The 24,643-nt window shown below is 36.8% G+C and carries 25 protein-coding genes; 18 read left to right on the top strand and 7 right to left on the bottom strand.

The features are described 5' to 3' along the window. The first annotated feature begins 22 nt into the window (after positions 1–22). Positions 23–481 (top strand): hypothetical protein, encoded by a 459-nt coding sequence (locus ACMAYL_RS12735; RefSeq protein WP_392992820.1) that lies wholly within the window; start codon positions 23–25, stop codon positions 479–481. 14 nt (positions 482–495) lie between these two features. Further along, a complete protein-coding gene (locus ACMAYL_RS12730) occupies positions 496–1,326 on the top strand; it encodes a hypothetical protein (RefSeq protein WP_103218273.1) in 831 nt (276 codons plus the stop codon). Here the strand turns inward: ACMAYL_RS12730 and ACMAYL_RS12725 are convergent. Next, positions 1,319–1,759, bottom strand: a complete 441-nt coding sequence (locus ACMAYL_RS12725) for a methylglyoxal synthase (protein ID WP_103218272.1) — start codon at positions 1,757–1,759, stop codon at positions 1,319–1,321. The genes ACMAYL_RS12730 and ACMAYL_RS12725 overlap by 8 nt on opposite strands. Positions 1,760–1,877: 118 nt before the next feature. Between ACMAYL_RS12725 and ACMAYL_RS12720 the strand changes: the two genes are divergently transcribed. Further along, positions 1,878–2,171, top strand: a complete 294-nt coding sequence (locus tag ACMAYL_RS12720; protein WP_103218271.1) for a DUF6172 family protein — start codon at positions 1,878–1,880, stop codon at positions 2,169–2,171. Between the two features lie 66 nt (positions 2,172–2,237). On the opposite strand, the gene ACMAYL_RS12715 is transcribed toward ACMAYL_RS12720, so the two are convergent. The 3 genes from ACMAYL_RS12715 to ACMAYL_RS12705 form a co-directional block, all read right to left on the bottom strand. Further along, a complete protein-coding gene (locus ACMAYL_RS12715) occupies positions 2,238–2,591 on the bottom strand; it encodes a hypothetical protein (RefSeq protein WP_412463269.1) in 354 nt (117 codons plus the stop codon). 136 nt (positions 2,592–2,727) lie between these two features. Beyond that, entirely contained in the window at positions 2,728–3,366 is a 639-nt protein-coding gene (locus ACMAYL_RS12710) for a flavin reductase family protein (RefSeq protein WP_412463268.1), read from the bottom strand. Continuing rightward, positions 3,360–4,115: an SDR family NAD(P)-dependent oxidoreductase gene (locus ACMAYL_RS12705; RefSeq protein ID WP_412471175.1), complete on the bottom strand. Its 756-nt coding sequence runs from the start codon at positions 4,113–4,115 to the stop codon at positions 3,360–3,362. Before ACMAYL_RS12705 ends, ACMAYL_RS12710 begins: the two co-directional genes overlap by 7 nt. A gap of 37 nt (positions 4,116–4,152) precedes the next feature. Between ACMAYL_RS12705 and ACMAYL_RS12700 the strand changes: the two genes are divergently transcribed. Both ACMAYL_RS12700 and ACMAYL_RS12695 read left to right on the top strand, forming a co-directional pair. Further along, on the top strand, positions 4,153–5,418 hold the full coding sequence (locus ACMAYL_RS12700; RefSeq protein ID WP_158246890.1) for an ABC1 kinase family protein: 1,266 nt from the start codon (positions 4,153–4,155) through the stop codon (positions 5,416–5,418). 313 nt (positions 5,419–5,731) lie between these two features. Beyond that, positions 5,732–13,297 carry a BspA family leucine-rich repeat surface protein gene (locus ACMAYL_RS12695; protein ID WP_412471174.1) on the top strand — a complete coding sequence of 2,522 codons (7,566 nt, stop codon included), beginning with the start codon at positions 5,732–5,734 and terminating at the stop codon, positions 13,295–13,297. Between the two features lie 4 nt (positions 13,298–13,301). Here ACMAYL_RS12695 and ACMAYL_RS12690 read toward each other — a convergent pair whose 3' ends face one another. Beyond that, positions 13,302–14,174, bottom strand: coding sequence for an ArgP/LysG family DNA-binding transcriptional regulator (locus tag ACMAYL_RS12690; RefSeq protein ID WP_103218265.1), 873 nt, complete (start codon positions 14,172–14,174; stop codon positions 13,302–13,304). Between the two features lie 95 nt (positions 14,175–14,269). On the opposite strand from ACMAYL_RS12690, the gene ACMAYL_RS12685 reads away from it, so the two are divergent. Beyond that, on the top strand, positions 14,270–14,905 hold the full coding sequence (locus ACMAYL_RS12685) for a LysE/ArgO family amino acid transporter (RefSeq protein ID WP_103218264.1): 636 nt from the start codon (positions 14,270–14,272) through the stop codon (positions 14,903–14,905). 8 nt (positions 14,906–14,913) lie between these two features. Beyond that, positions 14,914–15,243, top strand: a complete 330-nt coding sequence (gene sugE, locus ACMAYL_RS12680; protein WP_103218263.1) for a quaternary ammonium compound efflux SMR transporter SugE — start codon at positions 14,914–14,916, stop codon at positions 15,241–15,243. On the opposite strand, the gene ACMAYL_RS12675 is transcribed toward sugE, so the two are convergent. Both ACMAYL_RS12675 and ACMAYL_RS12670 read right to left on the bottom strand, forming a co-directional pair. Continuing rightward, complete coding sequence (locus ACMAYL_RS12675) at positions 15,233–16,219, bottom strand: LLM class flavin-dependent oxidoreductase (RefSeq protein WP_392992802.1); 987 nt, start codon at positions 16,217–16,219, stop codon at positions 15,233–15,235. The genes sugE and ACMAYL_RS12675 overlap by 11 nt on opposite strands. Beyond that, the gene (locus ACMAYL_RS12670; protein ID WP_412463265.1) at positions 16,219–17,280 is read right to left on the bottom strand and encodes an alkene reductase; all 1,062 of its coding nucleotides are present in this window, start codon (positions 17,278–17,280) and stop codon (positions 16,219–16,221) included. The genes ACMAYL_RS12675 and ACMAYL_RS12670 overlap by 1 nt, the downstream gene beginning before the upstream one ends. A gap of 85 nt (positions 17,281–17,365) precedes the next feature. Here ACMAYL_RS12670 and ACMAYL_RS12665 point away from each other — a divergent pair, with 85 nt between their 5' ends. The 11 genes from ACMAYL_RS12665 to ACMAYL_RS12615 all read left to right on the top strand — a co-directional run bounded on the left by ACMAYL_RS12665 (position 17,366) and on the right by ACMAYL_RS12615 (position 24,628). Continuing rightward, on the top strand, positions 17,366–17,668 hold the full coding sequence (locus ACMAYL_RS12665; RefSeq protein WP_103218260.1) for an ArsR/SmtB family transcription factor: 303 nt from the start codon (positions 17,366–17,368) through the stop codon (positions 17,666–17,668). Between the two features lie 151 nt (positions 17,669–17,819). Then, complete coding sequence (locus tag ACMAYL_RS12660; protein ID WP_103218259.1) at positions 17,820–18,572, top strand: class I SAM-dependent methyltransferase; 753 nt, start codon at positions 17,820–17,822, stop codon at positions 18,570–18,572. Positions 18,573–18,574: 2 nt separating this feature from the next. Further along, on the top strand, positions 18,575–18,772 hold the full coding sequence (locus tag ACMAYL_RS12655; protein WP_103218258.1) for a cold-shock protein: 198 nt from the start codon (positions 18,575–18,577) through the stop codon (positions 18,770–18,772). A 166-nt stretch (positions 18,773–18,938) separates the two neighbouring features. After that, complete coding sequence (locus ACMAYL_RS12650; protein WP_412470209.1) at positions 18,939–19,766, top strand: endonuclease; 828 nt, start codon at positions 18,939–18,941, stop codon at positions 19,764–19,766. Then, positions 19,767–19,967 carry a hypothetical protein gene (locus ACMAYL_RS12645; protein WP_103218256.1) on the top strand — a complete coding sequence of 67 codons (201 nt, stop codon included), beginning with the start codon at positions 19,767–19,769 and terminating at the stop codon, positions 19,965–19,967. 125 nt (positions 19,968–20,092) lie between these two features. Further along, a complete protein-coding gene (locus ACMAYL_RS12640; RefSeq protein ID WP_103218255.1) occupies positions 20,093–20,680 on the top strand; it encodes a TetR/AcrR family transcriptional regulator in 588 nt (195 codons plus the stop codon). Positions 20,681–20,700: 20 nt separating this feature from the next. Then, positions 20,701–21,222, top strand: coding sequence for a GNAT family N-acetyltransferase (locus tag ACMAYL_RS12635; protein WP_146037862.1), 522 nt, complete (start codon positions 20,701–20,703; stop codon positions 21,220–21,222). Between the two features lie 17 nt (positions 21,223–21,239). Next, positions 21,240–22,892 (top strand): AMP-binding protein, encoded by a 1,653-nt coding sequence (locus ACMAYL_RS12630; RefSeq protein WP_412471173.1) that lies wholly within the window; start codon positions 21,240–21,242, stop codon positions 22,890–22,892. Then, positions 22,861–23,199 carry a hypothetical protein gene (locus ACMAYL_RS12625; protein WP_412470207.1) on the top strand — a complete coding sequence of 113 codons (339 nt, stop codon included), beginning with the start codon at positions 22,861–22,863 and terminating at the stop codon, positions 23,197–23,199. The genes ACMAYL_RS12630 and ACMAYL_RS12625 overlap by 32 nt, the downstream gene beginning before the upstream one ends. Positions 23,200–23,255: 56 nt before the next feature. Beyond that, positions 23,256–23,981, top strand: coding sequence for a pirin family protein (locus ACMAYL_RS12620; RefSeq protein ID WP_103218251.1), 726 nt, complete (start codon positions 23,256–23,258; stop codon positions 23,979–23,981). 53 nt (positions 23,982–24,034) lie between these two features. Next, the gene (locus tag ACMAYL_RS12615; protein WP_103218250.1) at positions 24,035–24,628 is read left to right on the top strand and encodes a hypothetical protein; all 594 of its coding nucleotides are present in this window, start codon (positions 24,035–24,037) and stop codon (positions 24,626–24,628) included. Positions 24,629–24,643: the final 15 nt, after the last annotated feature.

The following is a 24,643-nucleotide window of genomic DNA, read 5'->3' as shown; positions in this document are numbered from 1 at the left end:
TAAATATACTTAAGGAAGACTAATGAATCATCGCAATTTAAAATTCTCAATTTTAAGCCTAATTTCTCTTAGCTCGTTTGCCAATTGCCCAGCACTTACTGGTACATGGGAAGGGCTTTGTGATCGAGATGGATCAGTTAAAGTTGAAAAACTCTACATTAAGCAGGAGAGCTGTGAGCACATAAATTTTTATGGGATGGATTATAAGATAGGTAAGCCTTATAGTGAACAATATGAGAATAAATATGAAAAGACATTTAATGTTCACAACCTATACTGGGGCAGAGATGGGCAGAGTCTTTACTTTAATGTCGATCGTGTTCAATGGATGAAAGATCGTAATCAAACTTCCAATGCACAGGGAGTGGGATTTCTTAAAGTCGATGGTGAGGAAATGAGCTATTCAAGAATCTATAGTGGAAGAAGTCGTGATGGCCAGTATTTTAAGAAAACAAGAATGTGTAATTTTACACGAATTTAAAAATGAGAATTTAAATGAATATAAAAGACCTTTTGAATATTGGAAAAGAAATAGAAGCCTTGAGGCCAAGTGAAGAAGACTTTTCAAGAGTATGTACTGATTATCTTTTGAAGTCTAAGTTTGATTTTGAACTTGAAGAGATTGAATCATTTATTGCGCAGTGGAGTTTAGAGCAAGAGACTCTTCCTGAGCAAGTTAATGTTTATAACGGATTTGGTCAGCCACCTGTTACAATCTTCAATAATGGACACTTTGTTGTTGATCTATATTTCTGGCAGACTTTAGATACTTCAATCCATTCACATTCTTTTTGTGGAGCTTTTCAAGTTGTGGCCGGAGAGTCAAGACATGAAGTATTTAAGGTTCATATGAAAGAAGAATTCTTTCCTGATATCTACACAAGTGAAATCGAATGTGTAATCGATGAAACTTTGGTTAAGGGTGATATCCGTGAGATTAAAAGAGGGCTGGAGTTCTCACATCGTGTACTTCACGAGCAAAACCCAACCGTTACCCTTTGTATTCGAACAGTAAATGATAAAACTCCTCAATGGCATCACTTTGATAATGGACTTAGTATTCAAAAACGCTCTGCAGAGGCATGTGATATTAAAAGATTATCAATCTATGATTATCTTCTTACACGCAATCCTCAACAAGGCTTAGCTTATCTAGAAAAACTTATGGATTCATTTACACCAAGTCTTATCATGAATCTTTATGAGCAGCTTTCATATGACCAAATGGGCCTAACTGAAGAAGGTGTTGAAGTCTTCTTTGATAAAGTAGTTGAGCGCTTTGGAGATACTCCTTGGTTTAAGGTGTATATGGACTTTTTTAATTAATTCCTTTTCGTGCTTGATTGTAATTATTGAGCACAGAAAGTTTTCTCTCATATTCAGAGTCCATTAAACTTGAGTTGATGAAATAGTCAGCGCTTGTTTGATTGCAGGCCATTGGGATATTGTAAAGTGTAGCAATTCTTAGCAAGGCCTTGATATCTGGATCGTGTGCCATTGACTCTAATGGGTCCCAAAAGAAAATAAGCATATCAACTTGATCTTCAACAATTGCACTTCCAATTTGAAAGTCTCCGCCAATAGGCCCACTTAGGTACTTATGAATATTAATGCCTAATTTTTCTTCTAAAAGTCTTCCAGTTGTTCCCGTTGCACAAAGATTATGATTAGTTAGTTTATCTTTGTGATCTAAAGTCCATTGGATTAGGTCATTCTTTCTACTATCGTGTGCCACGAGGGCAATTGTTTTTTTCTTCATAGTCTTATTCTATTCCTGTCCTTAATTTAAGTAAAGTGAACTAGGTTGTGATTAATAGGGTGTGTTCCGAGATTTTCCATGCTAAAAGCTTCTATTACATATAAATAGTGAGATTAAAGTGAAGAAAACATTTAAATTAGTGGATGAAAAGCGCTCAGCTGAAAGAGTCGCAGATAAAATTAAATTTGAAGTAAAGAAGTATATTAAAAGAGAGCGTCGAAAAGAGTTGCCTGAAGGTTCTGACTTTTGGGATTTCGACTGTCGTATTGGTGAAAGTGCAGAATCTGCTCAAGCGATTCATGAAAAAGAAATCAACAAAAAGATTGATTTACTCGTAAGTGAAAAAGCTGAGTCATTCTATTTAGAAATTATGGCAAAACAAGCTCGCCGTAATCCTCGTTCAAAAGAATAGATCTAATTAAGTTCCAGGAACCATAATTGGTTCCTGGAGATGTCAGGAGTTTTGCCAAGGGATAAATTACGCGACTTGCGGTCCACGTAAATTACTTGCTAAGCTATTACTAAATCTTTCTCTTTTCCATTTTAATAATTGCTCATCGATTTCCTCCTCTAAAAGGAGAAATGCCTGATATGGGGTATGTGCAACTTTTTTTGCATAGAAGTTTTTCGAATAGGACTTAATACTGAGCTGAGCTATATAATTCGACTCATGCTTCTTAAATTCAAGCTGATAGTGGCCATGATTAGGGCATCGGTCCATAAGCCTATCGAGTCGTGCTTTTATTTTCTGATGCTGTTTATATGTCAGCTCAATACCGAAGTCAGAAAATAAAGGTTTTGAAAAATCACATAAATTAGTTTTCTTTAACATAAAGTCTCCTTGATACGGTTTGTAGTAAAAAAGATTCTTTAGAGGTCGAAAAATTAGTTATTTACCTCTCGTAATAAAAAAATGGTAGCAAAAAAAATAGTGTCAATGCTAGCTAGGAAAATTTTTGTATTTTTCTCTAAAGCCAACTTGGTGGGCGATCGGCCTTTGCATAGCTGAGGCGACCTAGAGCACTCGTCGTAAAGTAAGCATCTAGACCTGACACACAGATTGTAGAGGCTTTATGAATATCGATATGGCCATCTTCCTCAAGGCAATCTTGTGGTAAGTGAACACTTTTAATTTCACCAATTAAAAAATGTGTACCATTTTCCTCGATTTTAATTTCACGCACAAATTTTATCGCCATTTTAATTTTTGCTTCTAAAACAAATGGTGCAAGAAATTTATCTTTGTACTCTTCAGTTAGGCCACAGGCATCAAATTCACTTTGATCTTGAGGATAGCGGGCACTTGTTTGATGGGCCTTTTCTACAATTGTTTCATTAACATGGTTAATCGTAAAAAAGCCATTTTCACGAATATTTTCTAGTGTATCTCTTCTGGCCGTATCAGGTCTAATCACGAGGCCAATAAGAGCTGGAGACGCACCTAGATGAACGACAGAACTGATAATTGAAAGATTAGTTTGTCCTTCATTATTGATTGTACCGACAAGATTTGCTGACTTAAATCCTGATAAAGCATTTATGAATTTTATTCTCTTTCTCTCATCAAAGTTTTTAAAATCAGTATCATTAATTGTTGTCGTTACCATGGAATTTCTCCGCCGTCCCAAGATAGAAACTTTCCAGTTTCACTAAGTTCTCTATTATTAATGGTATTAAGTATATTAGAAGCTGTTTCGTGTGTCTCGTGAATTATGTAGGAAGTTCTACCTATAAATGGTTCGGATAACTTTGTTTTAGTCGTTCCTGGATGAATAGCAAGAACTACACATTTTTTTCTCTTTCTTTCGAATTCGATAGAGATATTTTTTATAAGCATATTCAGTGCCGCTTTTGAAGTTCGGTAGCTGTACCAACCACCAATCTTATTATCTTCGATACTTCCTACTTTTGCTGAAATGCTTGCAAAAAGGCTAGGAGTATTACTTAGATTCTTTTCAAAATACTTTCCAATGAGTGGTGTAACCATTGCGTTCACTTGTATAATTCTAATAAAATTCTCAGGATCAAATTCTTTAAGAGATTTTTCTGGATTGAGTTCTTTGTCATGGAGCATTCCGACGCTATTAATTATCAGCTCAAAAGAGCTATCAACAAGTTCTATGGCCATGTTTTTTATCTGCTCTTCTTTAGTAGGATCTATCTGGTATACATGTAAGTTATTAGGAAATAACTTTTTTAGGCTTAATAAATCTAAGGCACTTTCTCTTTTTCGATAGGTTGCTGTGACGTGCATACCTGAGTAATTCTCTAATAAATTTTGCACTATCCCAAGTCCAATTCCATGACCGGCACCAATTATTAGGGCATGCTTACAGTTATTGAGTCGAAAATACATCCATTCTCCTTTAGTTAATGTTAGAATAAGAATGCTAATGAAGAAAATAAATAAAATAAAAAATAAGTTCATCTCAAGACAAGTAGGGGTTGCAAAACTCGCTTTAAAAATGGGAAAAGACGTTTGGTCTAAACGTAATGAAGATTTAAAAAATAAATTGAGTGGTGGTATTGGTCCTCACGTGGAACTCATTGTAAATGAGCTCGGTGTGATGAAGGGCTCTCTCATGAAAGCTGGTCAATTACTATCGACTTATGCAAGTGCGTTTCTACCGCCTGAAGCGCAAAAAGTATTAAAGCAGTTAGAGAGTCAGTCTTACTATCTAGAGTGGGAACAAATTAAAGATCAAGTTCCTAAAAGTTTTTTAGAACAACTTGAGATAGAAGAGAAACCAATCGCGGCTGCAAGTCTTGGCCAAGTTCATCTTGCTCACTATAACGGTGTTGATTACGCCATGAAGATTCAGTACAAGGGTGTCAGAAAGGCAATCAAGAATGATGTGAAGGCCCTAAAAATCTTAATGAAGTTACTCAATGTCATACCAAAAGAAGTAGACTTAAAAGAAATCTATAGTGAAATTGAAGAGATGCTCTTTCTTGAAACTGATTATCAAGCAGAGGCTAAGTCTATAAATGAGTTTCGAAAATTATTAAGTGAATACCCGCAATACAAAATACCTGAAGTCTTAGAGGATTTTAGTAATGAGCAGGTTTTAACGATGGAATATCTTGATGGCCATAGCCTAAGAGATCTTGACCAATTAAATCTATCTCAAGAAGATCGAAACGAGCTTGGTAGAGACTTCATGAGACTTATGTTCTTAGAGCTTTTCCAGTTTAAAAAAGTTCAGACAGATGTTCATATGGGTAATTATATTTTATTACCAAATAACCGCTGGGGTTTAATTGATTTTGGTGCTTCAAAAACTCCACCAGACAATTTCTTGAAGGGCTATCAAACTCTAATCATCGCCTGCGCTAATCTTGATCGCGAGTTATTCTTCTCAAACCTCTATGAGATGGAATACCTATCTAAGAATAAAAAAACAAATGAAGACTTCTTCTGGGAGTATGCCAAAATTATAGCTGCACCTTTTCAGGGTGGGGTCTATGATTGGGGTCGCTCCAACGTTGCAGATAAGGTTATGGAAATGGCCCCTCAGCTAATGAAGGAGGTCGCCGTAGGAAATCCTTCAAGACATACCGTTTTTCTAGATCGAAAGATAGGTGGTGTTTTCTTTGTTCTTCACAAACTAGGTGCTCAATTTGATGTACGTGCCCTGCTTGATGAGTGTCTTCTTTAGTTTCAGATAGTTAGGCTCATTTTAAAAAATTTATCAAAGCAAAGAGAATTTGTTCATAATTCAATAAATACTACCGATAAGTTATTTAATTAATTTGCCTTAGGGTGAGTTGGTAGATGTTGATTAATTTAGGGGTTTTCATCATTGCACTTGGCCTAAATTTTAGGCGCGCTTTTTTTTTAGAGAGCGAATGATTTTAATTACTTAGCTACAAAATTAGTTTGATTTTTAGCCTTAAGTTATTATTTTTATAGTGCACATTAAATTTTCTTTAGCATAGAAAATTTAGTGCAGTAGGTGGGGGATCTTTAAATTGAGGAATAATTCAAGATTATTCAAATTCTCATTTATCGCATCGGCTATTTTCTTAGTTTATTATTTCTCATTTTCATTCAACGAAAATCAATCTGTAAAATCTAAAGAAGAAGTTAATCAAGAAGTAACAAATAACTCAAAGCTTTCCTTAAAGAACGAGCAAAAAAATCAAAGCTATCCATTCAAGGATATCTCTCAATCTTCACAGGATGAATTCAAGAAAGAGCAAGATCGTAATGTGGCCAGTACATTAGTGGCCGAGCAGTATAACGAAGAGGAAAATGTCGGATACTATTCGATTGGACAAAAGCAGGGCGGCTATAGTTCTGCATTAAGTAGTGATCCTGTAAAAAAAGTCTCTTCATCGGATGAACGTTTTTTTGAAACTCCGCCGCAAGATTTTGATTCGCCAAGTTTTGCTCCAAGTAATAAAAATAAAGAAGAGAAAGAACTTGGGATTAAAGTGACAAGTGTCTTCAATCCTTCTGAAGATTCTGAAGCAGACAGTAGTGAAGAAAGTTCAAGTAATTCTTCTGGAAGCTCAAATACTTTTATCGGAAGAGTGAATCTAACTCTTTCAACGAACTCTATTAGTAACTTAAATATTTCAGGAGGAGCTTCTCCTGGTCCTAGTGAAACGCTAACGTTAAAAAATTCAGGAACTGTTAAGAGTGCTGCGCTGATGGCACCAGTTATCGTTGGTGCGGATGCTGAGCATATTGAAGTTATCAATGATAATTGTGAGGGAGTTGTCTTAGCTCCTAATGATACATGTACTTTCGATATAAGGCCTGTTGCCTCAAATAATGGAAGTTATAGTGTTTCAATGTATACAAGTGACTCTAAGGAGAGTTCTGATATTGCCACAGTAAGTGGTACGCTTTCAGGCTTTGTTCCTCCTGTTGTTGATGTTATTGCTGATCAAGGGCCAATTGCGGAAGGAAGTCCAATTGCAACTATTGATGCCGGTGATGGTGGAGACGATTTTGATAGTGGAGGTGAGCCTCTTACTTATACATGTACTTATGACATGATTGCTGACGGAAATGTGAATTCGGGAATTGATTGTACTACGATAGCCGGAGTTTCATTAAATCCTTCTTCTGGTGTTTTCGATTGGACGCCAAATTACTTTCAAAGTGGAAGTTACGAGTTTATGGTTGTCGCCTCAGATGGAAACCTTGTAGATGATGAGATTTTCGTTATAAATGTTGCCAATAATAATCGTGCACCTGTCATTGATAGTATTGCAAACCTAACTGTAAATGAAAATTCGGCAATGACAACGATTGACGTAGCTGATGGTGGGGATGATCTTGATATTGATCTTGAGGCCATCACTTATTCGTGTGAATTTGATACTGTTGTCGATGGAAGTGTTTCAGGGACAAGTTGTTCAACACTTTCTGGGTTTAATCTCGATCCAGCGACTGGAATTGTTAACTGGACGCCTAGTTTTATCCAGGCCGGTGGTTATGAATTTAAGATCATTGCGAGTGATGGAAGTCTTAGTGATGAAGAGATATTTACAGTCACTGTTAACAATGTGAATCGTGCACCAGTACTGGATACTATCTCAAATATCATAGTTGCTGAAAATAGTGCCATAGCAACAGTTAATGCTGGTGATGGTGGTGATGATTTTGATATTGATCTCGAAACAATTACTTATTCTTGTTCATTTGATACTACAATTGATGGGAGTGTTACTGGAGCTGACTGTTCAACATTAACAGGGATTTCGTTTGATATTAACTCTGGAGAGTTTGACTGGACACCAAGTTACTCTCAATCAGGTGATTATGAATTTAAGATTACGGGAACAGATGGTGGCCTTAGTGATGATGAAATCTTTTCGATTGTTGTAAATGATGTAAATGTTGCTCCTGTATTAGATGCTATTTCAGACATTATCGTAAGTGAAAATAATGCTATCACAACTGTTGATGCGGGAGATGGAGGGGACGATCTCGATTTTGACTTAAATACGATTTCTTATTCGTGTTCATTTGATACGACAATTGATGGAAGTGTTATAGGAGCTGACTGTTCAACATTAACAGGAGTATCGTTTAATTCTGTTACTGGTGAGTTAGATTGGACTCCTAATTTTGACCAAGAGGGGAGTTACGAGTTTAGGATCACGGGAGGTGATGGCAGCTTAAGTGATGATGAAATCTTTGTGGTTACTGTTACAAATACTAATCGTGCTCCTGTGCTTGATGCTATTGCCGATTTTAGTGTCTCTGAAAACTCTGCAATAACTACAGTTGATGCAGGTGATGGAGGCGATGATAGTGATATTGATTTAGATACAATTTCATACACTTGCTTTTATGATACAACAGTTGATGGCAGCGTCGGTGTAACAAGTTGTCTAGGACTTTCCGGGGTAAGTTTTAATTCTACAACAGGAGAACTCAATTGGACTCCTGATTTTACACAAAGTGGATTGTACGAGTTCAGAATCAATGGTAGCGACACAAGCTTAAGTGATGATGAGGTCTTTGTTATCACTGTTAATAATGTTAATCAACCACCGGTTCTTGATAATATTTCAGACTTTAGTGTTGCTGAAAATAGTGCAATAACAACTGTTAATGCAAACGACTCCGGTGATGATTTAGATGGTGACTTTGAGGCCATCTCATACTCATGTCTATATGACACTATTATTGATGGTACGGTATCAATAGGCTCTAACTGTACTTCATTAACAGGTGTTAGTTTTAATGTGGTAACAGGGGAGCTAGACTGGACTCCTGATTATGACCAATCTGGAAATTATGAATTTATAATTATAGGTAGTGATGGTACGTTAGATGATGATGAAATATTTGTTATCAATGTAACGAATACTAATCGTGCACCAGTCTTAGATTCAATTGGTGATCAAACAGTTGCAGAAAACTCTTCGATAACTACTGTTAATGCTGCCGATGGTGGGGACGATTTAGATGTTGATTTAGATACTATTTCTTATAGCTGTGAGTACGATACTGCTATTAATGGATCTGTATCAAGTGGAACTGATTGTTCTTTACTTACAGGGGTGTCTTTTGTTGCCTCAACTGGGGTTCTAAATTGGACACCTGATTTCTCTCAGGCAGGAACTTATGAGTTTAAGATTGTTGGGAGTGATGGAAGCTTAAGTGATGATGAGATATTTTCAATCACTGTAAACAATGCCAATCGTGCCCCTGTATTAGATAGTATTTCCGATGCATCAGTAAATGAGAACTCAGCTTTAACTACGATTAATGCAGCTGACGGTGCTGATGATTTAGATATTGATTTAGATACAATTACTTATTCATGTACTTTCGATACTACTGTTGATGGAAGTGTCGCAGGTGCCAATTGTTCGACTCTAACAGGTGTTACATTTAATACCTCAACAGGGGAGCTTGATTGGACGCCAAACTATAGTCAAGCCGGAAGCTATGAGTTTCAAGTTAATGGTAGTGATGGAAGCTTAAGTGATAATGAAATATTTGTCGTTACTGTTAATAACGTCAACCAGCCACCTGTCCTAGATAGTATTTCAAATCAATCTATCGCGGAAAACTCTGTGATGACTCCAATTAATGCCGGTGATGGTGGAGACGACTTAGATAATGACTCTGATACGATCTCTTACACATGTATTTATGACACTGTCGTAAATGGTAGCGTCAGTGGTGCAAATTGTGCGTCTCTTACTGGAGCTAGCTTTAATGGTACGACAGGAGTTTTAAATTGGACTCCTAATTATGATCAGTCTGGTTCATATGAGTTTCAAATTACTGGATCAGATGGAAGTTTAAGTGACTCTGAGATTTTTAGTGTCACGGTTACAAATACAAATTGTGCTCCTGTGCTTGATTCTATCGCAGATATCGTTGCTTCTGAAAACTCTGCGATGTCGAGTGTAAATGCTGCTGACGGGGGAGATGATTTAGATGCTGATTTAGATTCTATTTCATATTCATGTACATATGACACAGTTGTTGATGGTGCTGTTGTAAGTGCTACTTCTTGTACATCGTTGTCAGGGGTTTCATTCTCTGCGACGACCGGGGTAATGGATTGGACACCTGATTATACTCAATCTGGTAATTATGAATTTAAAATTGTCGCTAGTGATGGAAGCTTAAGTGATGATGAAATCTTTAGTGTAACAGTTAATAATGTAAATGCTCCTCCTGTTCTTGATGCAATCGCTGATCAAAATAGTGCAATTGAAAATACTCCTATTACAACTGTTAATGCATCAGATGGGGGAGACGATCTTGATCTCGATGGTCAGGCGCTAACTTATTCATGTACATACGATATCAATATTGATGGTAGTGTTTCAGGCTCAAGCTGTACGAGCTTAACAGGAGTCAGCTTTAACACCTCGACAGGTGTTATGGACTGGACACCTGATTTAACTCAAGATGGTGAATACGAATTTAGAATTATCGCTTCTGATGGAAGTCTAACGGATAACGAAATATTTGCAATCGTTGTGGCCGACCTTCCTGGGCCTTCTTATAATGAAACATTTGCTTCGACAGGGGTTACGACGTGGACTCAGTCTGTAACTGATGATGGAAATTGGTCTGTCGATCCTGATACTACTCCAAGCTCTGGAACTGGTCCTAGTTCTCCAACTGATGGTACTTATTATGCTTTCATTGAATCATCGAGTAATTATAATAATACTCATGTCATAGAAAGTCCGGTTTTCAATACGGTTACTGATAAGTATGTGATTGAATTTGATTGGCATATGTATGGTGCCGCGATGGGAGAGTTAAATTTAGAGTATTCTCTTGATGGTGGAAGTACATGGGAGCCAAGCATTCTTTGGGGCCAATCTGGAGATCAAGGAAATTCATGGTTCTCTGAAAGTATTAATTTATGTGAATCTTTCCCAGGTTCAACAACTACAATGGTTCGCTTTAGAGGAGTGACAGGTAGTACCTATACCTCAGATATGGCCTTAGATAATATTCGACTTACTGCAGGACATCCATGTGATATCCCTCCTGTTATTTCTTCAGTTGCCGATCAAAATTCGTTAATTAGTACAGCAACAAATCCGATTCCATTTACTATTGGTGATGCTGATTCGACGATAACTTGTTCTGGTTCAGTAACTGGAAGTTCTAGTAATACTGCTCTACTTAGTAATGCAAATATTGTTATTGGTGGAACGGCCCCTAACTGTACAGTTACACTAACTCCAAATGCTGGTGTAAAAGATACGAGCGTTGTTACACTTGCTCTTACAGATGGAAACTCGGTCGTTTACGAAATATTTAATTATCAAACGGTTGAGCAATTTGACATTTCTCCAGAGGTTTTAAGTAGTCTTGATATTGAACCCGGAGAAATTGGAGATGAGTCTATTTTAACTGTGACGAATAATGGAACGATTTCAACAGGTTCAATTCAATCTCCAGTTATTACTGGAGACACAAGTAATTTTGAAGTCGTTGTCGATAATTGTACGGGAATCTCTTTAGGAGCAGGAGCAAGTTGTACAATCAGTGTTCGTGGTGTTGAGACGGCCGCAACAACATACACAGGTAGTTTAACTGTTTCAGATGGAACATATACAACACCTGCTGTTTCACTATCTGGTAAACAAATCAATCCATTTAAGACGACTTGGAGAACGACAGCAGTGAATGAAGTTGTCACTTTACCACTTGTAGCAACTTATAATTATAATTTTACAGTTGATTGGGGTGACGGAACACCTGTTCAGACAATTACATCAGATACTGATGCAAATAAGGCCCATACTTATGCAAGTGCTGGTGACTATCAAGTGAAGATTGTTGGTACATTTGAGGGAATGGATTTTCTCAATGGTGCTTATACTAATCAACATCAATTAATTTCAGTCGAATCTCTTGGAGAAGTTGGTTGGGTAAGTTTATCTCGAGCATTTTACAATTGTAATCAACTTACGACTTTTGTTGCAGGTACGGCGTCAACTGGAATTACGTCGCTTGAATATACTTTTATGAATAATACGTCTTTAACTTCAGTTGATATGACCGGGCTTGATACAAGTAGTGTTGTAACAATGTCCTATATGTTTAATGGGGCGACAGCTTTGACTACACTTGATTTATCTGGATTTAATACTTCAAATGTTGATTCGATGACACAGGTTTTTTCTAATATGGGGAGTCTGACTAGTTTAAATATTTCTAATTTCGATACAAGTAATGTTTTAAGTTTCATTAGTATGTTTCAGGGAGTTACTAATCTGACTTCTCTTGATTTGTCTCACTTTGATACTTCTAGTGCTCTTTATATGACTGCGATGTTTAAAGACATGAGAAATCTTACGTCTCTTAATATCTCAAATTTTAACACTGCAAGTGTGACGAATATGAAGGAGATGTTTAAGTATGTTCAAAGTTTAACGACTTTAAACCTATCAAATTTTAATACAGGAAATGTAACGAATATGGAGGGGATGTTCTTCCATGTGGATTCTCTCACAACATTAGACTTATCAAGTTTTGATACGAGTAAAGTTACTAATATGAGAGATATGTTTTACTGGAACACTAATATGCTTTCAATGAATCTCTCTTCATTTAATACTGCAAATGTCACTACGATGGAGAGAATGTTTGCAAGTAATACTCTTTTATCTAGTCTTAATGTTTCTAATTTTGACACGACAAAAGTTACGACAATGAAGAGTATGTTCTCTGGTCTTGATACACTAACAACATTAGATCTTTCAAGTTTCAATACTGCCAATGTTACTGATATGTCTTATATGTTTTCATCGGGCATTAGTTTAACTTCGCTAAATATTTCAAGCTTTAATACTTCTAAGGTTAGGTATATGCAGTATCTATTTAGCAATCTTAATTCTTTACCAAGTTTAAGTGTGGCCCACTTTGATACTGCCATTGTTGAAAATATGGATCGAATGTTTAGTGGGATGAGTACTATTACAACTTTAGACCTAAGTATGCTCGATACATCGAATGTTACGAATATGACGGCTACTTTTTCAAATATGACTGCATTAACTTCTTTAAATCTTACAGGCTTTGAAACTAATAGTGTGACGAGAATGGAGAGGATGTTTGATGGCACCTCTTCTTTAGCAACTCTTGATTTGACAAGTTTTGATACTTCTCTCGTTACAACAATGACGTATATGTTTTCTGGTATGGACTCTTTAACAAGTCTTGATATTTCAACATTTGACACTTCATCTGTGACAAATTTTGCTTATATGTTTAGAGATACTATTTTATCAGTTATTGATCTAACGCATTTTAATACTTCAAGTGCAACTAGCTTTGTAGGGATGTTCTATTTCGCTAATGGAGTTTCATCAATTAATATGGCAGGACTTAATACATCAAGTGTAACATCGATGACTTGGATGTTTAGATATGCGGATGTCTTGGCCGTTGATGCGACAGGGTGGGATCTTACAAGTGTAGCAAGTAGTACTGATATGTGGACGTCTTCAAATGCTTTTCTTGTTTTAACATGTGACCAAGGAGGCTCGCCTGGTACAGGTGATATCTTCGGAGAACCTTGTAATTAATTTTCTATAATTTTTGTGCGGCCTTGATTAGTTTCTCATTAAAGAGCTTAATGTGTTCTCTTTGATATTCCCATTGGTGCAGAAAGAGTGAAACACTAAAATTCTTAGATGGATTTAATTGAACGAATTTTCTCTTCTTCATCTCTTTTTCCATATCAATGAAGGGAAGGAGTCCATAGCCGTATCCTCCTAGGATTGCTTTTTTAAAACTTTGGACTGATGGCATAAGATTGATTTTAGTAAGCTTATCGACTTTAAAATTTTCTTTCAAATAAGTGTGTTGGGCCTTGTCATATTTATCAAAGACGACAAGAGGAGCCTCTGAGAGAGTTTTTTTATTCACACCTTCATTGAAATATTCCTTATAAAACTTCTTAGAACAAACTAGTGAGTAGACCATATCTCCTAGATGAGTCGAGGTGTGGTTAGGAAGAGGCTTCTTCTCAGAACTTATACACATATCAACTTGACCGCTTTTTAAATATTTTAAAGTATTGTCTTGGTCGTCAGCTATAATTTGTAATGTCAAAACTTGAGATACTTTTGTATCAGTAAGGACATCGAGAAAAAACAAGTCGAGGCTATCTCGGTTCATGGCAATCTTTAAAGTAGGCTTTGCTTTTTTGATATCATCATCTTCTAGAATTTCATTTTCTAGGCTTGTTACTTTTCGCAAAAGATTTAGGTACGACTTTCCTTTTTCAGTTGCACGGTAGGGTGTCTTTCTAATTAATAACTTTGTCCCAAGAAAGGACTCAAAGTTTTGTATTCTTTGAGTTACTGCAGACTGGGAAATACCTATGGCCTTAGAAGCAAGTTCAAAACTTTGATATTCGATGACGGCCTGTAAGGCCCTGAGTGCATGGTAATCAATCATTATTTACTCTCATAAGTTTTACTAATTAATAATTAAAAAGATTAATTTAACTTATATCATGATTTGCATTAAATTACGCCTCAGGAGCAGGTATTATGGAATTTTTTACTCAAGGTTTTTTATTGCAGGCAAGTCTTATTCTAGCACTGGGTGCACAGAACCTTTTTCTTATTGATATTGGCACTAAGAAAAAGAATCACTACCTAGCAGCAGCTATTTGTTCAGTGTGTGATATGGCGCTAATTCTATTGGCCGTTCTCGGTGTTTCTGGTGTTCTTGTAAAAACTGTTGAGTTTAAAGTCGGTATCGGACTTCTTGGAGCTTCTTTTCTGCTTTACTATGCGGTAATGAAATTTATTGACTCTGTGAAGGGTGTTAAGGAAGTTGAAGAGAGTAAGAAATTTGCGCTTTCGCGTCGTCTTGTGATTTTAACGACGCTTAGTTTTACCCTGCTTAATCCTCACGTCTATATTGATGCCTTTTTCTTAATTGGTGGATACTCAACACGCTTTAATTTAGTTCAAGATCGTTTTCTTTTTGGACTTGGTGCCGGTGTTTTTTCAATTATATGGTTTTACTTTCTAGTGACTTTTTCTTCTAAGTTCTCTCATATTTTAACTAAAGAGAAGAACTTAAGAATCTCGTCACTTGCTACCGCTATTGTACTGGGCTATCTTGCTCATAAGCTTGGAAGTGAATCTGTAACAGAGTTTATTCAACTACTCTCATAGGAGTTCTTATGGCCTCGACAACTACTGCATGGGTTATTCTTGTTATTGCAGGTCTTCTTGAAGTATGTTGGGCAATTGGACTTAAATATACTGAAGGCTTTACGAAACTGATTCCAAGTATATTCACTCTTGTAACTCTAGCTGCAAGCATGTTCTTACTTGCTAAGGCCAGTCAAACTCTTCCTATTGGAACGGCCTACGGTGTATGGGTTGGAATAGGAGCGCTAGGTGCTGCAATCTTAGGAATAGTTCTCTTCAATGAGCCAATTACTCTTGCACGTACAGCTTTTCTAGCGCTACTGCTTATTTCAATTATTGGTCTAAAACTTACTGCTTAAAAATTTCAGACAGAAGCTTTAGAGATTTTATCTTTTTCTCATTATCGAAAATTGAGGTCACAACCATTAACTCATCTGGACGGTAACGTTCGATAAACTGATCAAGGCCTCTTTTAACAGTTTCTTTGGAACCAACAAAAGAGAAGTGAAGCATATGTTGGGCCATCATCTTCTCGTGCATATCCCAATAGGTATCCATATCTTCAATAGGAGCTTGGAATTTCTTCTTTAATCCACGACGAAGATTGGCAAATGATTGTTTCTGGCTTGTTGAGAGAAATTGTGCTTCCTCATCAGTATCTGCAATGATGATATTCACACCCAACATAACATAGGGTTTGTCTTGTTGAGCCGATGGTTCAAAGCCCGCATGATAAAGAGATAGTGCTTCTTGAATTGCATCAGGGGCAAAGTGCGAAGCAAAGGCATATGGTAATCCAAGGTGTGCAGCAAGCTGTGCTCCAAAAGTACTTGATCCTAGAATCCATAAGGGAACTTGTGATCCTAGCCCAGGAGTGGCGACTATTGGATCGTTTGCACTTTCCATTGAGAGTAGACGCTGAAGCTCAACAATATCTTGTGGGAAATTATTTGAACTTTGAGCTGTTGTTCTTAAAGCCTGCACGGTCATTTGATCAGTTCCTGGAGCGCGGCCAAGACCTAAATCAATACGTCCAGGATAAAGTGCTTCTAGTGTTCCAAACTGCTCAGCAATAACAAGAGGAGAGTGATTTGGAAGCATTATTCCACCAGCTCCAATACGAATTGTTTTTGTTTGACTTGCTAGTAATCCAATAACTACTGAAGTTGCTGCACTTGCGATGGCAGGCATATTGTGGTGCTCGGCCACCCAAATACGATTGTAGCCATATTCTTCTGCTGCTTGCGCGCTACGAACTGAATTATCAAAAGCATCTTTTACTTCCTGGCCTTCATTAACGAAGACCAAGTCTAGTATCGATAGTTTTGGTGTCATCACAGCTCCTTCAATGTCGGGTAATCTGTATAACCAACATGATCAGGTCCATAGAATGTATCAAAGATTGGCTCATTTAATGGTGCATCAATTCTTAGTCTTTCAACTAAGTCTGGGTTTGCAATAAATGGAACACCAAAAGAGATGGCATCAGCAATTTTATCTTCCAATGCTTTTTCAGCTGTTATCTTTGTAAATTTTTGATTGGCAATTAGAACACCATCAAATTTTTCTTTTAACTTTGGGAAGAGACTTTGCTCATCTAGTGGGTCGCGAGTAAATATGAAAGCAATCTTTCTCTTATTTAATTCTTCTACCACATGGCCAAAAAGTTCCAGGGGATTAGAGTCACCCATGTCGTGGCTATCGCAGCGAGGAGCAAGATGAACGCCGACGCGATCAGCGCCCCATACTTCAATGAGTTGGTCTGTAATTTCAAGCAAGAATCTTGTACGGTTTTCAATCGTCCCTCCGTAGATATCGTCTCTCTTATTAGTTGAGTCTTGTAAGAATTGGTCAATTAGGTAGCCATTGGCAGCGTGTACTTCAACTCCGTCAAAGCCAGCTTCCATCGCATTGATGGCCGCTTGACGATAGTCTTTTACAATTGCTTTCACTTCTTCAGTTTCAAGTGCACGAGGTACTTCGTAGTTAGTAATTGGTCGTACTAGTGATACATGTCCCGCAGGCTGGATAGCACTTGGTGCAACAGGCTTTTGCTCATTTAAAAAACTTGAGTGAGAGATCCTTCCCACATGCCAAAGTTGCATATAAATTTTTGAACCTTTTGCGTGAACTGCATCTGTTACTTTACGCCAGCCATCGATTTGATCCTTCGACCAAATTCCTGGTGTATTTGCGTAACCAACGGCAGAGGGTGTAATTGCCGTTGCTTCTGTAAGGATCATTCCTGCATCAGCTCGTTGTTCATAGTATTTCACCATGAGGTCATTAGGAATTCGTTCAGCTCCTGCTCTGGCACGAGTTAGAGGGGCCATAATAATTCTATTTTTTAGCTCAACACTTCCAAGCTTTATCGGTGTAAATAAATTCGTACTCAATTGAGACTCCTTTAGTTTGATGTTTATCAAACAATAGGCTTGCCCTTGATAAAAATCAAGTCCTTTGTTAGAATTTTATCTAACTATGAATGATTGCACACAAATACCATTAGATAAGATCTTTAAATCACTAGGCGATCCCATTCGCATGAGTGTGATAAAGCAGTTAATTGCATATGAAGAAGAGCATGGTCACAAGGAGATTACTTGTGGAGGCTTCGATTATTGCGTAAATAAGGCCACTTTTTCTCATCATATTAAGATTCTTATTGAGGCCCATATCATTTGCCAAAGAACAGAAGGGGTGAAGAAGTACCTATTTCTCAACCCTAATATCAAAAAGTATTACCCTGGCTTGATCGAAACAATTAAAAAAACATGCGAATAAAATACAGTAAGAAGAATCTCGCTTGTATTAGAGCTTTGGACATAGTATCTTGTGTCAAATTAGGTTTCCTATAGTTCACTTCCTTATTTCGGTTCTGTCTATTTTTAATCTTTTATTATTTAGAAACGACAGAATTGCAGGGAATACCTTAGTGAACGAAGTGCTTAATGCAGACTCAGTACCATTGAAAGATCTTATTAAAAATCCGCGTACATTTATGAGAAGCAATAATCATCCTCTGGAGCATGCAAAGGATTTAGACCGAACACTTGGTTTTCGTATTCCAAGAATAGAGGGGAAACTTCTACAAAAATACAAAGCTTATTATAAGCAAAATGATGGAACAAAGGGAAAGCAGCACTTTCAGGGGACACAGACTTGGATTGGACTGCATCCACAAGTTCTACAAACACCGTATAATGATATCTTTGAGGCCCTTTATCTTTTAAAAGACTTTGAAGTAAATAAAGTGGTGGATATTGGTGCAGGTTATGGACGCGTAGGTATTGTGATGAACTCTGTCTTTCCTGAGGCCCGCTTCATTGGATATGAGATTCTTAAACAAAGAGAGAGTGAGGGAAATCGCCTCTTTGAGAGATTAGAATTGCTCAATTGTGAGATTCTCTTAGAAGATGTTTTAGAAGATGACTTTATTTTGCCAAAGGCACAGATCTATTTTATCTATGACTTTAGTGAAATTGAGGATATTTCTAAGATTTTAGACGAGCTTGTGGCCCGTGTTGATGATTACAGCTTTTTTCTGGTAACGAGAGGCGATCGAATCGATTTCTTACTAGAGAGAAAATATAAAAAATTATGGAATGCCAATGGGCGCTTAAGCTCTGGCGAATTAAAAATATATAGTTCTAACGTAGACCTAAAGAAGCTTAAACATAAGGAGTAAGTATGAAAACAGGTAAAGTTAAGTTTTTTAATGATGAGAAAGGTTTTGGATTTATCGTTCCAGACGATGGAAGCAAAGATCTTTTCGTACACATTTCAGCAGTAAACGGTAACACTCTAAGTGAAAATGACGCTGTTGAATTTGAAGTAGGTGAAGGACAAAAAGGTCCTTGTGCTGTTTCAGTAAGCGTTCTTTCTTAATCTTAAGAATGACTCGTCGTACCTTTTAAGAAAGCGAAGAATTTCAGCTTCTTAGAAGGTACACCTTCTTATAAAGTCCATTTGTTTATAAGAAACCCTAATACCTCCTATAAGATTTAGTAAATTTTTCATTGTGTTCATGTATTTTAGTAGATACTCTCTTGGCATGAAAATCACACACATCGCAACACTACTTATTTTAATCTCAAGCGCGGCCTTAGGCTCATCTTGTGATCAAGAATTTTTTTACTCAGGACTTTCAACTGCTTCATCTGGATATGTATTTAAGTCACAGCTTTCTTCTCTTTTAAGAAGAACTCATCGTGGTATCTCGTATGATGACCTTCTTAAGGCGTATCGTAGCACTGATCTCGATACTACTTACGATGGTGATCGCACGATAATGGATATGTATTCTGAGAACCCAAACGGAAAAGATCCATATCGCTACCAACCTGGCCGTCGTACTTGTGGCCAGTATAAAGGTGAAGGGGATTGCTACAATCGTGAACACCTATTTCCACAAGGGCTTTTTAACAAGAGACGCCCAATGAAGACAGATATCTTTCATGTTTATCCAACAGATGGAAAGGTAAATGGCCACCGTGGTTCTTACCCATTTGGAGAAGTTGGAAAAGCTTCATGGGTTTCTAAAAATGGTTCTAAGATTGGTACAAGCTCGACAAGTGGATATCGTGGAAGAGTTTTCGAACCTATTGATGAATTTAAAGGTGATATCGCTAGAGCAATGCTTTACTTTGCTGTTCGTTATGAAGCTGAGATTCCTAGGTTTAAAGATAATCCAATGACAAATGGCTCTCGTGAACAAACTTATAGCTCTTGGTTTATTAAGCTTCTTTTGAAGTGGCACAAGCAAGATCCTGTAAGTGAGCACGAAAGAAGAAGAAATGATATCGCATGCGAATATCAAAAGAATCGTAATCCTTTCATTGATCACCCTGAGTGGGCAATGGCTATTTGGGAAGTTCAATAGATGTTTCGAATTCTAATTACAGTTATTCTAACATTTATTTTTCTCGTTCCGTTCTTCTCCACACCAGTTGGAGAAGAACTGTATCTAGAATATCAAGATACGGAACTCTACAGATCAATCTATTGCCAATATGTTGAGTGGTTTGGTGCTGAAGGTTTTGATAAAATTAAGTTTGCTGTAAAGTGCCAACTGCTAAAATAAGTCTATAAAATCAAAAAACTAAAATGTAATTTCAATAAGTTATATCATTTAACTTGAGTCTACTCGTGTCTTGTGGCATATTTTAGAGTCTACGTCTAGACAAGTTGTCTATAAATGGAGTGGCGGTGAAACAGGACTCAAAAGAGGCCATTTTTGAAGGTGTGTTAGAGCTTCTGAAAGAAGAGGCCATCTTAGATATTTCCGTATCAAAACTTAAAAAACAGACCGGCCTTTCAACTGGAACTTTCTATTATCATTTTCCAAATGGAATAGAAGATATCTATAAATCCTTATTCATTAAACTATCTACTAAGATTAGAAATAAAGCTTTTATTGCGGCCAGTGCGGCCAAGACAGTAGAAGAAACTCTAATTGATTTAGTTAGTGTTTATTTTGACTGGCATGAGTCGAAAGTGAAAGAAAGCGACTTTTTTTGGAAGGCTTCAATGTCTGGCTATCAAGAAATTAGAGAACTTCTAATTAGTGAGTATGAGATTTTATCGACAAAAATTTATGACGTTCTTACCACGCAAGCTGAAGTCGAAAATATTAGAATTGTTGATCGTCGAATACTAGATGCCATGTTATTTGGCGCTGCTAGAGAGCTTGTTTATTCTTGGATAAGACGAGGTAGAGATAAGAAAGAATTTGAAGTCATTAAAGAACAATTTATAAAGACGCTGTATAGAGCATGTGTCATTGAAAGATCTTGAAAAAGACTGTGAGCGAAACTGTGAAGTATAACGAAAAGTTCTTTGAAAAATTTGAGCATCTTGGTGAAAAGTACGTCATTAGAAGTGTCAGTGAAAATGATCAAGAGAAGTTGATTGAAGCATTTAAAATGGCCTCTCACCGAACACTTAATAGTCGTTTTCTTGCGGCCAAGAAAAGCTTATCTAAGAAGGACTTAGAGCTATTTACTTGCCCTGATTATATTAATCACGTTGCCTTGACTGTAATGCAGGAAAGTGAGGACGGCGAAAAGCCTGTAGGTTCTACAAGATTTTATCGTGACTCGGATAATTCTCCGACGGCCGAGTTTGCCGTAACAGTAATAGATAAGTATCACCGAAAAGGCTTTGGTGGGATCTTGATAGATCATTTAATCAAGGCAGCTAAAGAGCGTGATATAAAAGAAATATATGGAACTGCTAGCACTGGAAATCATGCTGTGCTTGGACTGCTAAAGAGTCGCGGTGACGTTGTCGTTGAAACTGAAACAATGGGAATTGTGAATATTAGATTAAAGCTATAAGAAAAAAGGATATATAAATGAATAGAGTATGGTTGGATAGTTATCCAAAGAACGCCGCCACAGAAATTAACCCTGATCAATATAATAATATTGTTGAAATGATTGATGAAACTTGTGGAAAGTTTTCGACGAGAAAAGCTTTTATCAATATGAATGCAAGCATGACTTATAGTGAAGTCAAAGAGAAGTCAGAAGCCTTTGCTAATTACCTTATCAATGATTTGAAACTTAAAAAAGGTGATGTCATCATGATTCAGATGCCAAACCTTCTGCAATACCCGGTTGCTCTTTTTGGTGCTTTCAAAGCAGGGCTAATTGTTGTTAATACAAACCCTCTCTACACTACGAGAGAAGTAAAAAAGGTACTTGAAGATAGTGGGGCAAAAGCAATTGTTATCTGTACAAACTTTGTTGCTAATCTTGAAGAGGCCATTGAAGGAAGTCAGATCGAGCATATTATTACGACAGAAATTGGTGATTTTTTTCCATTAGTAAAAAGGAAGCTAACAAATTTTGTTATTAAGCATGTAAAGAAAATGATTCCTACTTATAAAGGTAGTTACTTAACTCTTAATGAAGCAATCGAAAAAGGACAAGGACTGAGTGTAACTTATCCAAAAGTGGAAAGAGAGGATACTGCGCTCTTTCAATATACTGGTGGAACAACGGGGAAAACAAAAGCGGCCATCCTAACTCACCGAAATATTATCGCGAATATGCTACAAATGGATGTTTGGATTAAGGCAGGACTTGGAACAGAGCCTGCAAATATCCTCGCTCCACTACCTATCTATCATGTCTTTACTTTATCAGTTAATATCTTTGGTTTCTTTAAGATGGGGATGACTAACGTTCTTGTAACAAATCCTCGTGATTTAAATTCACTTATCAAAGATGTGTATACACACAAGCCGAAAGTTCTAATTGTTGTCAACACTCTACTGCAAGCGCTACTTGCAAATGAAAATTTCAGAAAACAGAATTTGAGCTTTATTGAGTTTAGTGTTGCAGGTGGAATGGCCCTTAAGCCAGCTGTTAAGCAAGACTGGGAGAAAATTACAAAGACAAGAGTTATTGAAGGATATGGCCTTACTGAAGCATCTCCTGTTGTCAGTTGTAATCCAACAGATGGGACGGATGAAATAGGTTCTATTGGGCTTCCTCTTCCTTCAACTGATATTAAAATCATTGATGCTGATGAGAATGAGTTAGGTTTTAATGAAGAAGGAGAGCTTTGTGTAAAAGGGCCTCAGGTTATGAAAGGGTATTGGAATCAACCAGAGGAAACAAGTAAGACCTTTACTAAAGATGGTTGGCTTAAAACAGGAGACTATGCCACGGTTGATGAAAAAGGTTTCCTAAGAATTTTAGATCGTAAGAAAGACATGATTGTTGTTTCTGGATTTAATGTTTATCCAAATGAAGTTGAAGGAGTTCTATTAGAGCTAGATGGTGTACAGGATGTTGCTGCTATTGGAATTGAAAGTGAAAAGTCAGGACAAGTTGTAAAAGTCTTTATTGTTAAATCAAAAGCAAATTTAACAGAAGAAGATATTAAGGCTTATGCGAAGAAAAATCTTGCTGGCTATAAAGTTCCAAAGCAAATTGCTTTTGTGGACGATTTACCGAAGAATAATGTTGGGAAAGTTCTTCGCCGAGAGCTTCGCTAAGATGTACTCTAGCTCAAGAAGATACCGAAAAAACGATTGGTGGGATCTGGTGGCCGTCATTGACCAAGAACTGGGGAGAGATGATGGCCCACAAACTTACTACTATATTTTTGATGAATTAAAATGGAGAATGGTTGAGTCGATTTCAGAGGGCTCAACCTTCAAAATTAAAAAGAAAGCAAATGAGCTTTATGATCGAATTCAGGTTAGTCAAAAAAATTGGACTAATATAGAACCTGATTTAGTAAAAGAAATCGAATTACTTTTAGAGTTCTTACTTGATCCCCCAACTAAAATTTTAATTTAATTTACCTACATTGAAGTATTGAAGATCGCTATAATAACCAAAATGTAGGAGGAAAGATGACAAACGTACTTCATCGTGCTGATTCACGTGGTCATGCAGAACACGGTTGGCTGAAAAGCAATCATACTTTTAGTTTTGCCGATTACTATGATCCTGAAAGAATCCATTTTGGAGCGCTAAGGGTTATTAATGATGATGTTGTTGCACCTGGAAAAGGCTTTGGAACTCATCCTCACCGTAATATGGAAATTATCTCAGTGCCTTTAAAAGGCTCCCTTCATCATAAAGATACTATTGGAAATGACTTTATCATTAAGAAAGGTGAGATACAGGTTATGTCGGCCGGTTCAGGAATTTCTCATAGCGAGTATAATAACTCTGACAGGGAAGAAGTACACTTCCTACAAATTTGGGTATTGCCTAAAGAGCATAATATAACACCCACTTATTCTCAAAAGTACTTCAAAGAATCAGATCGTAGAGGAGAGTTTCAATTAATTGTCTCTCCTGATGGCCGAAGTAATTCAGTTAGTATTAATCAAAATGCTTTTTTCTCATTAGCTAGTTTAGAGGAAGGTCAAAACTTAACCTATAAAAAGTTTATGGAATCAAATGGTGTTTATATCTTTGTGATTAGTGGTGAAGTTAGAGTAAATGATCTAACTCTTTCTGCTCGAGATGGACTTGGTATCGATCCAGGTAATAATATTGGGATAAGGTCATTTAATGACTCAGAATTTCTTGTTATGGAAGTTCCAATGGATGTGGAAAAATATAACTGAAAATACTGATTTTAATCAGGTTAAACTAATAAAATTGTTTGCTAAAATAAAGTATGAAAAAAGAAAATATCGTACTTCTAGTTCTTATCACTTTAATTTCATTTGCAGGTGTTGCGTATTACGCAAATAACCTAAATGAAGATACACAAGTTGAAAGGTGGGTGTTCTTTGATTTGGGAGATACCATCATCAATACTAAAAAAAGTGGTAATTATCACTATTACGAAGGCTCTCTTGAGTATATTAAATCACTAAAGGATATGGGGATTCATGTTGCCATTATCTCAAATATTCCAGAGTCGTTTGGTGAAACTTACGAACAAAAAATTACGACTTTGAAGGAATATGTAAGAGCACACTGGAATGATTCTGTTGAGTTTGATTGGAGTGTGTTTGAAAAAATCTATATTCCTATGAGTAATGAAGAATTAAAGCCTGCGCCTTATATTTTTAATAAGGCCCTCGATGAGACTGGCCGCTACCCAAGTCTTTATATATCGGAGTCTTTAAAAGAGGTGGATGCGGCAAGACAACTTGGACTTGCTGGTTTTCATTTTAAAGAAGGTAATTTAAACAAGGCTAAGCGTAATATTTATATTCATTTAGATGAGATTATTGATTATATAGATAGTAATAGTCACCTCTAAGAGGTGACTATTATA

Source organism: Halobacteriovorax sp. RT-2-4, assembly GCF_047085445.1.
Classification (GTDB): Bacteria; Bdellovibrionota; Bacteriovoracia; order Bacteriovoracales; family Bacteriovoracaceae; genus Halobacteriovorax_A.
The sequence above is the reverse complement of the archived record's forward strand: the minus strand, read 5'-3'. Positions and strand labels throughout refer to the sequence as shown.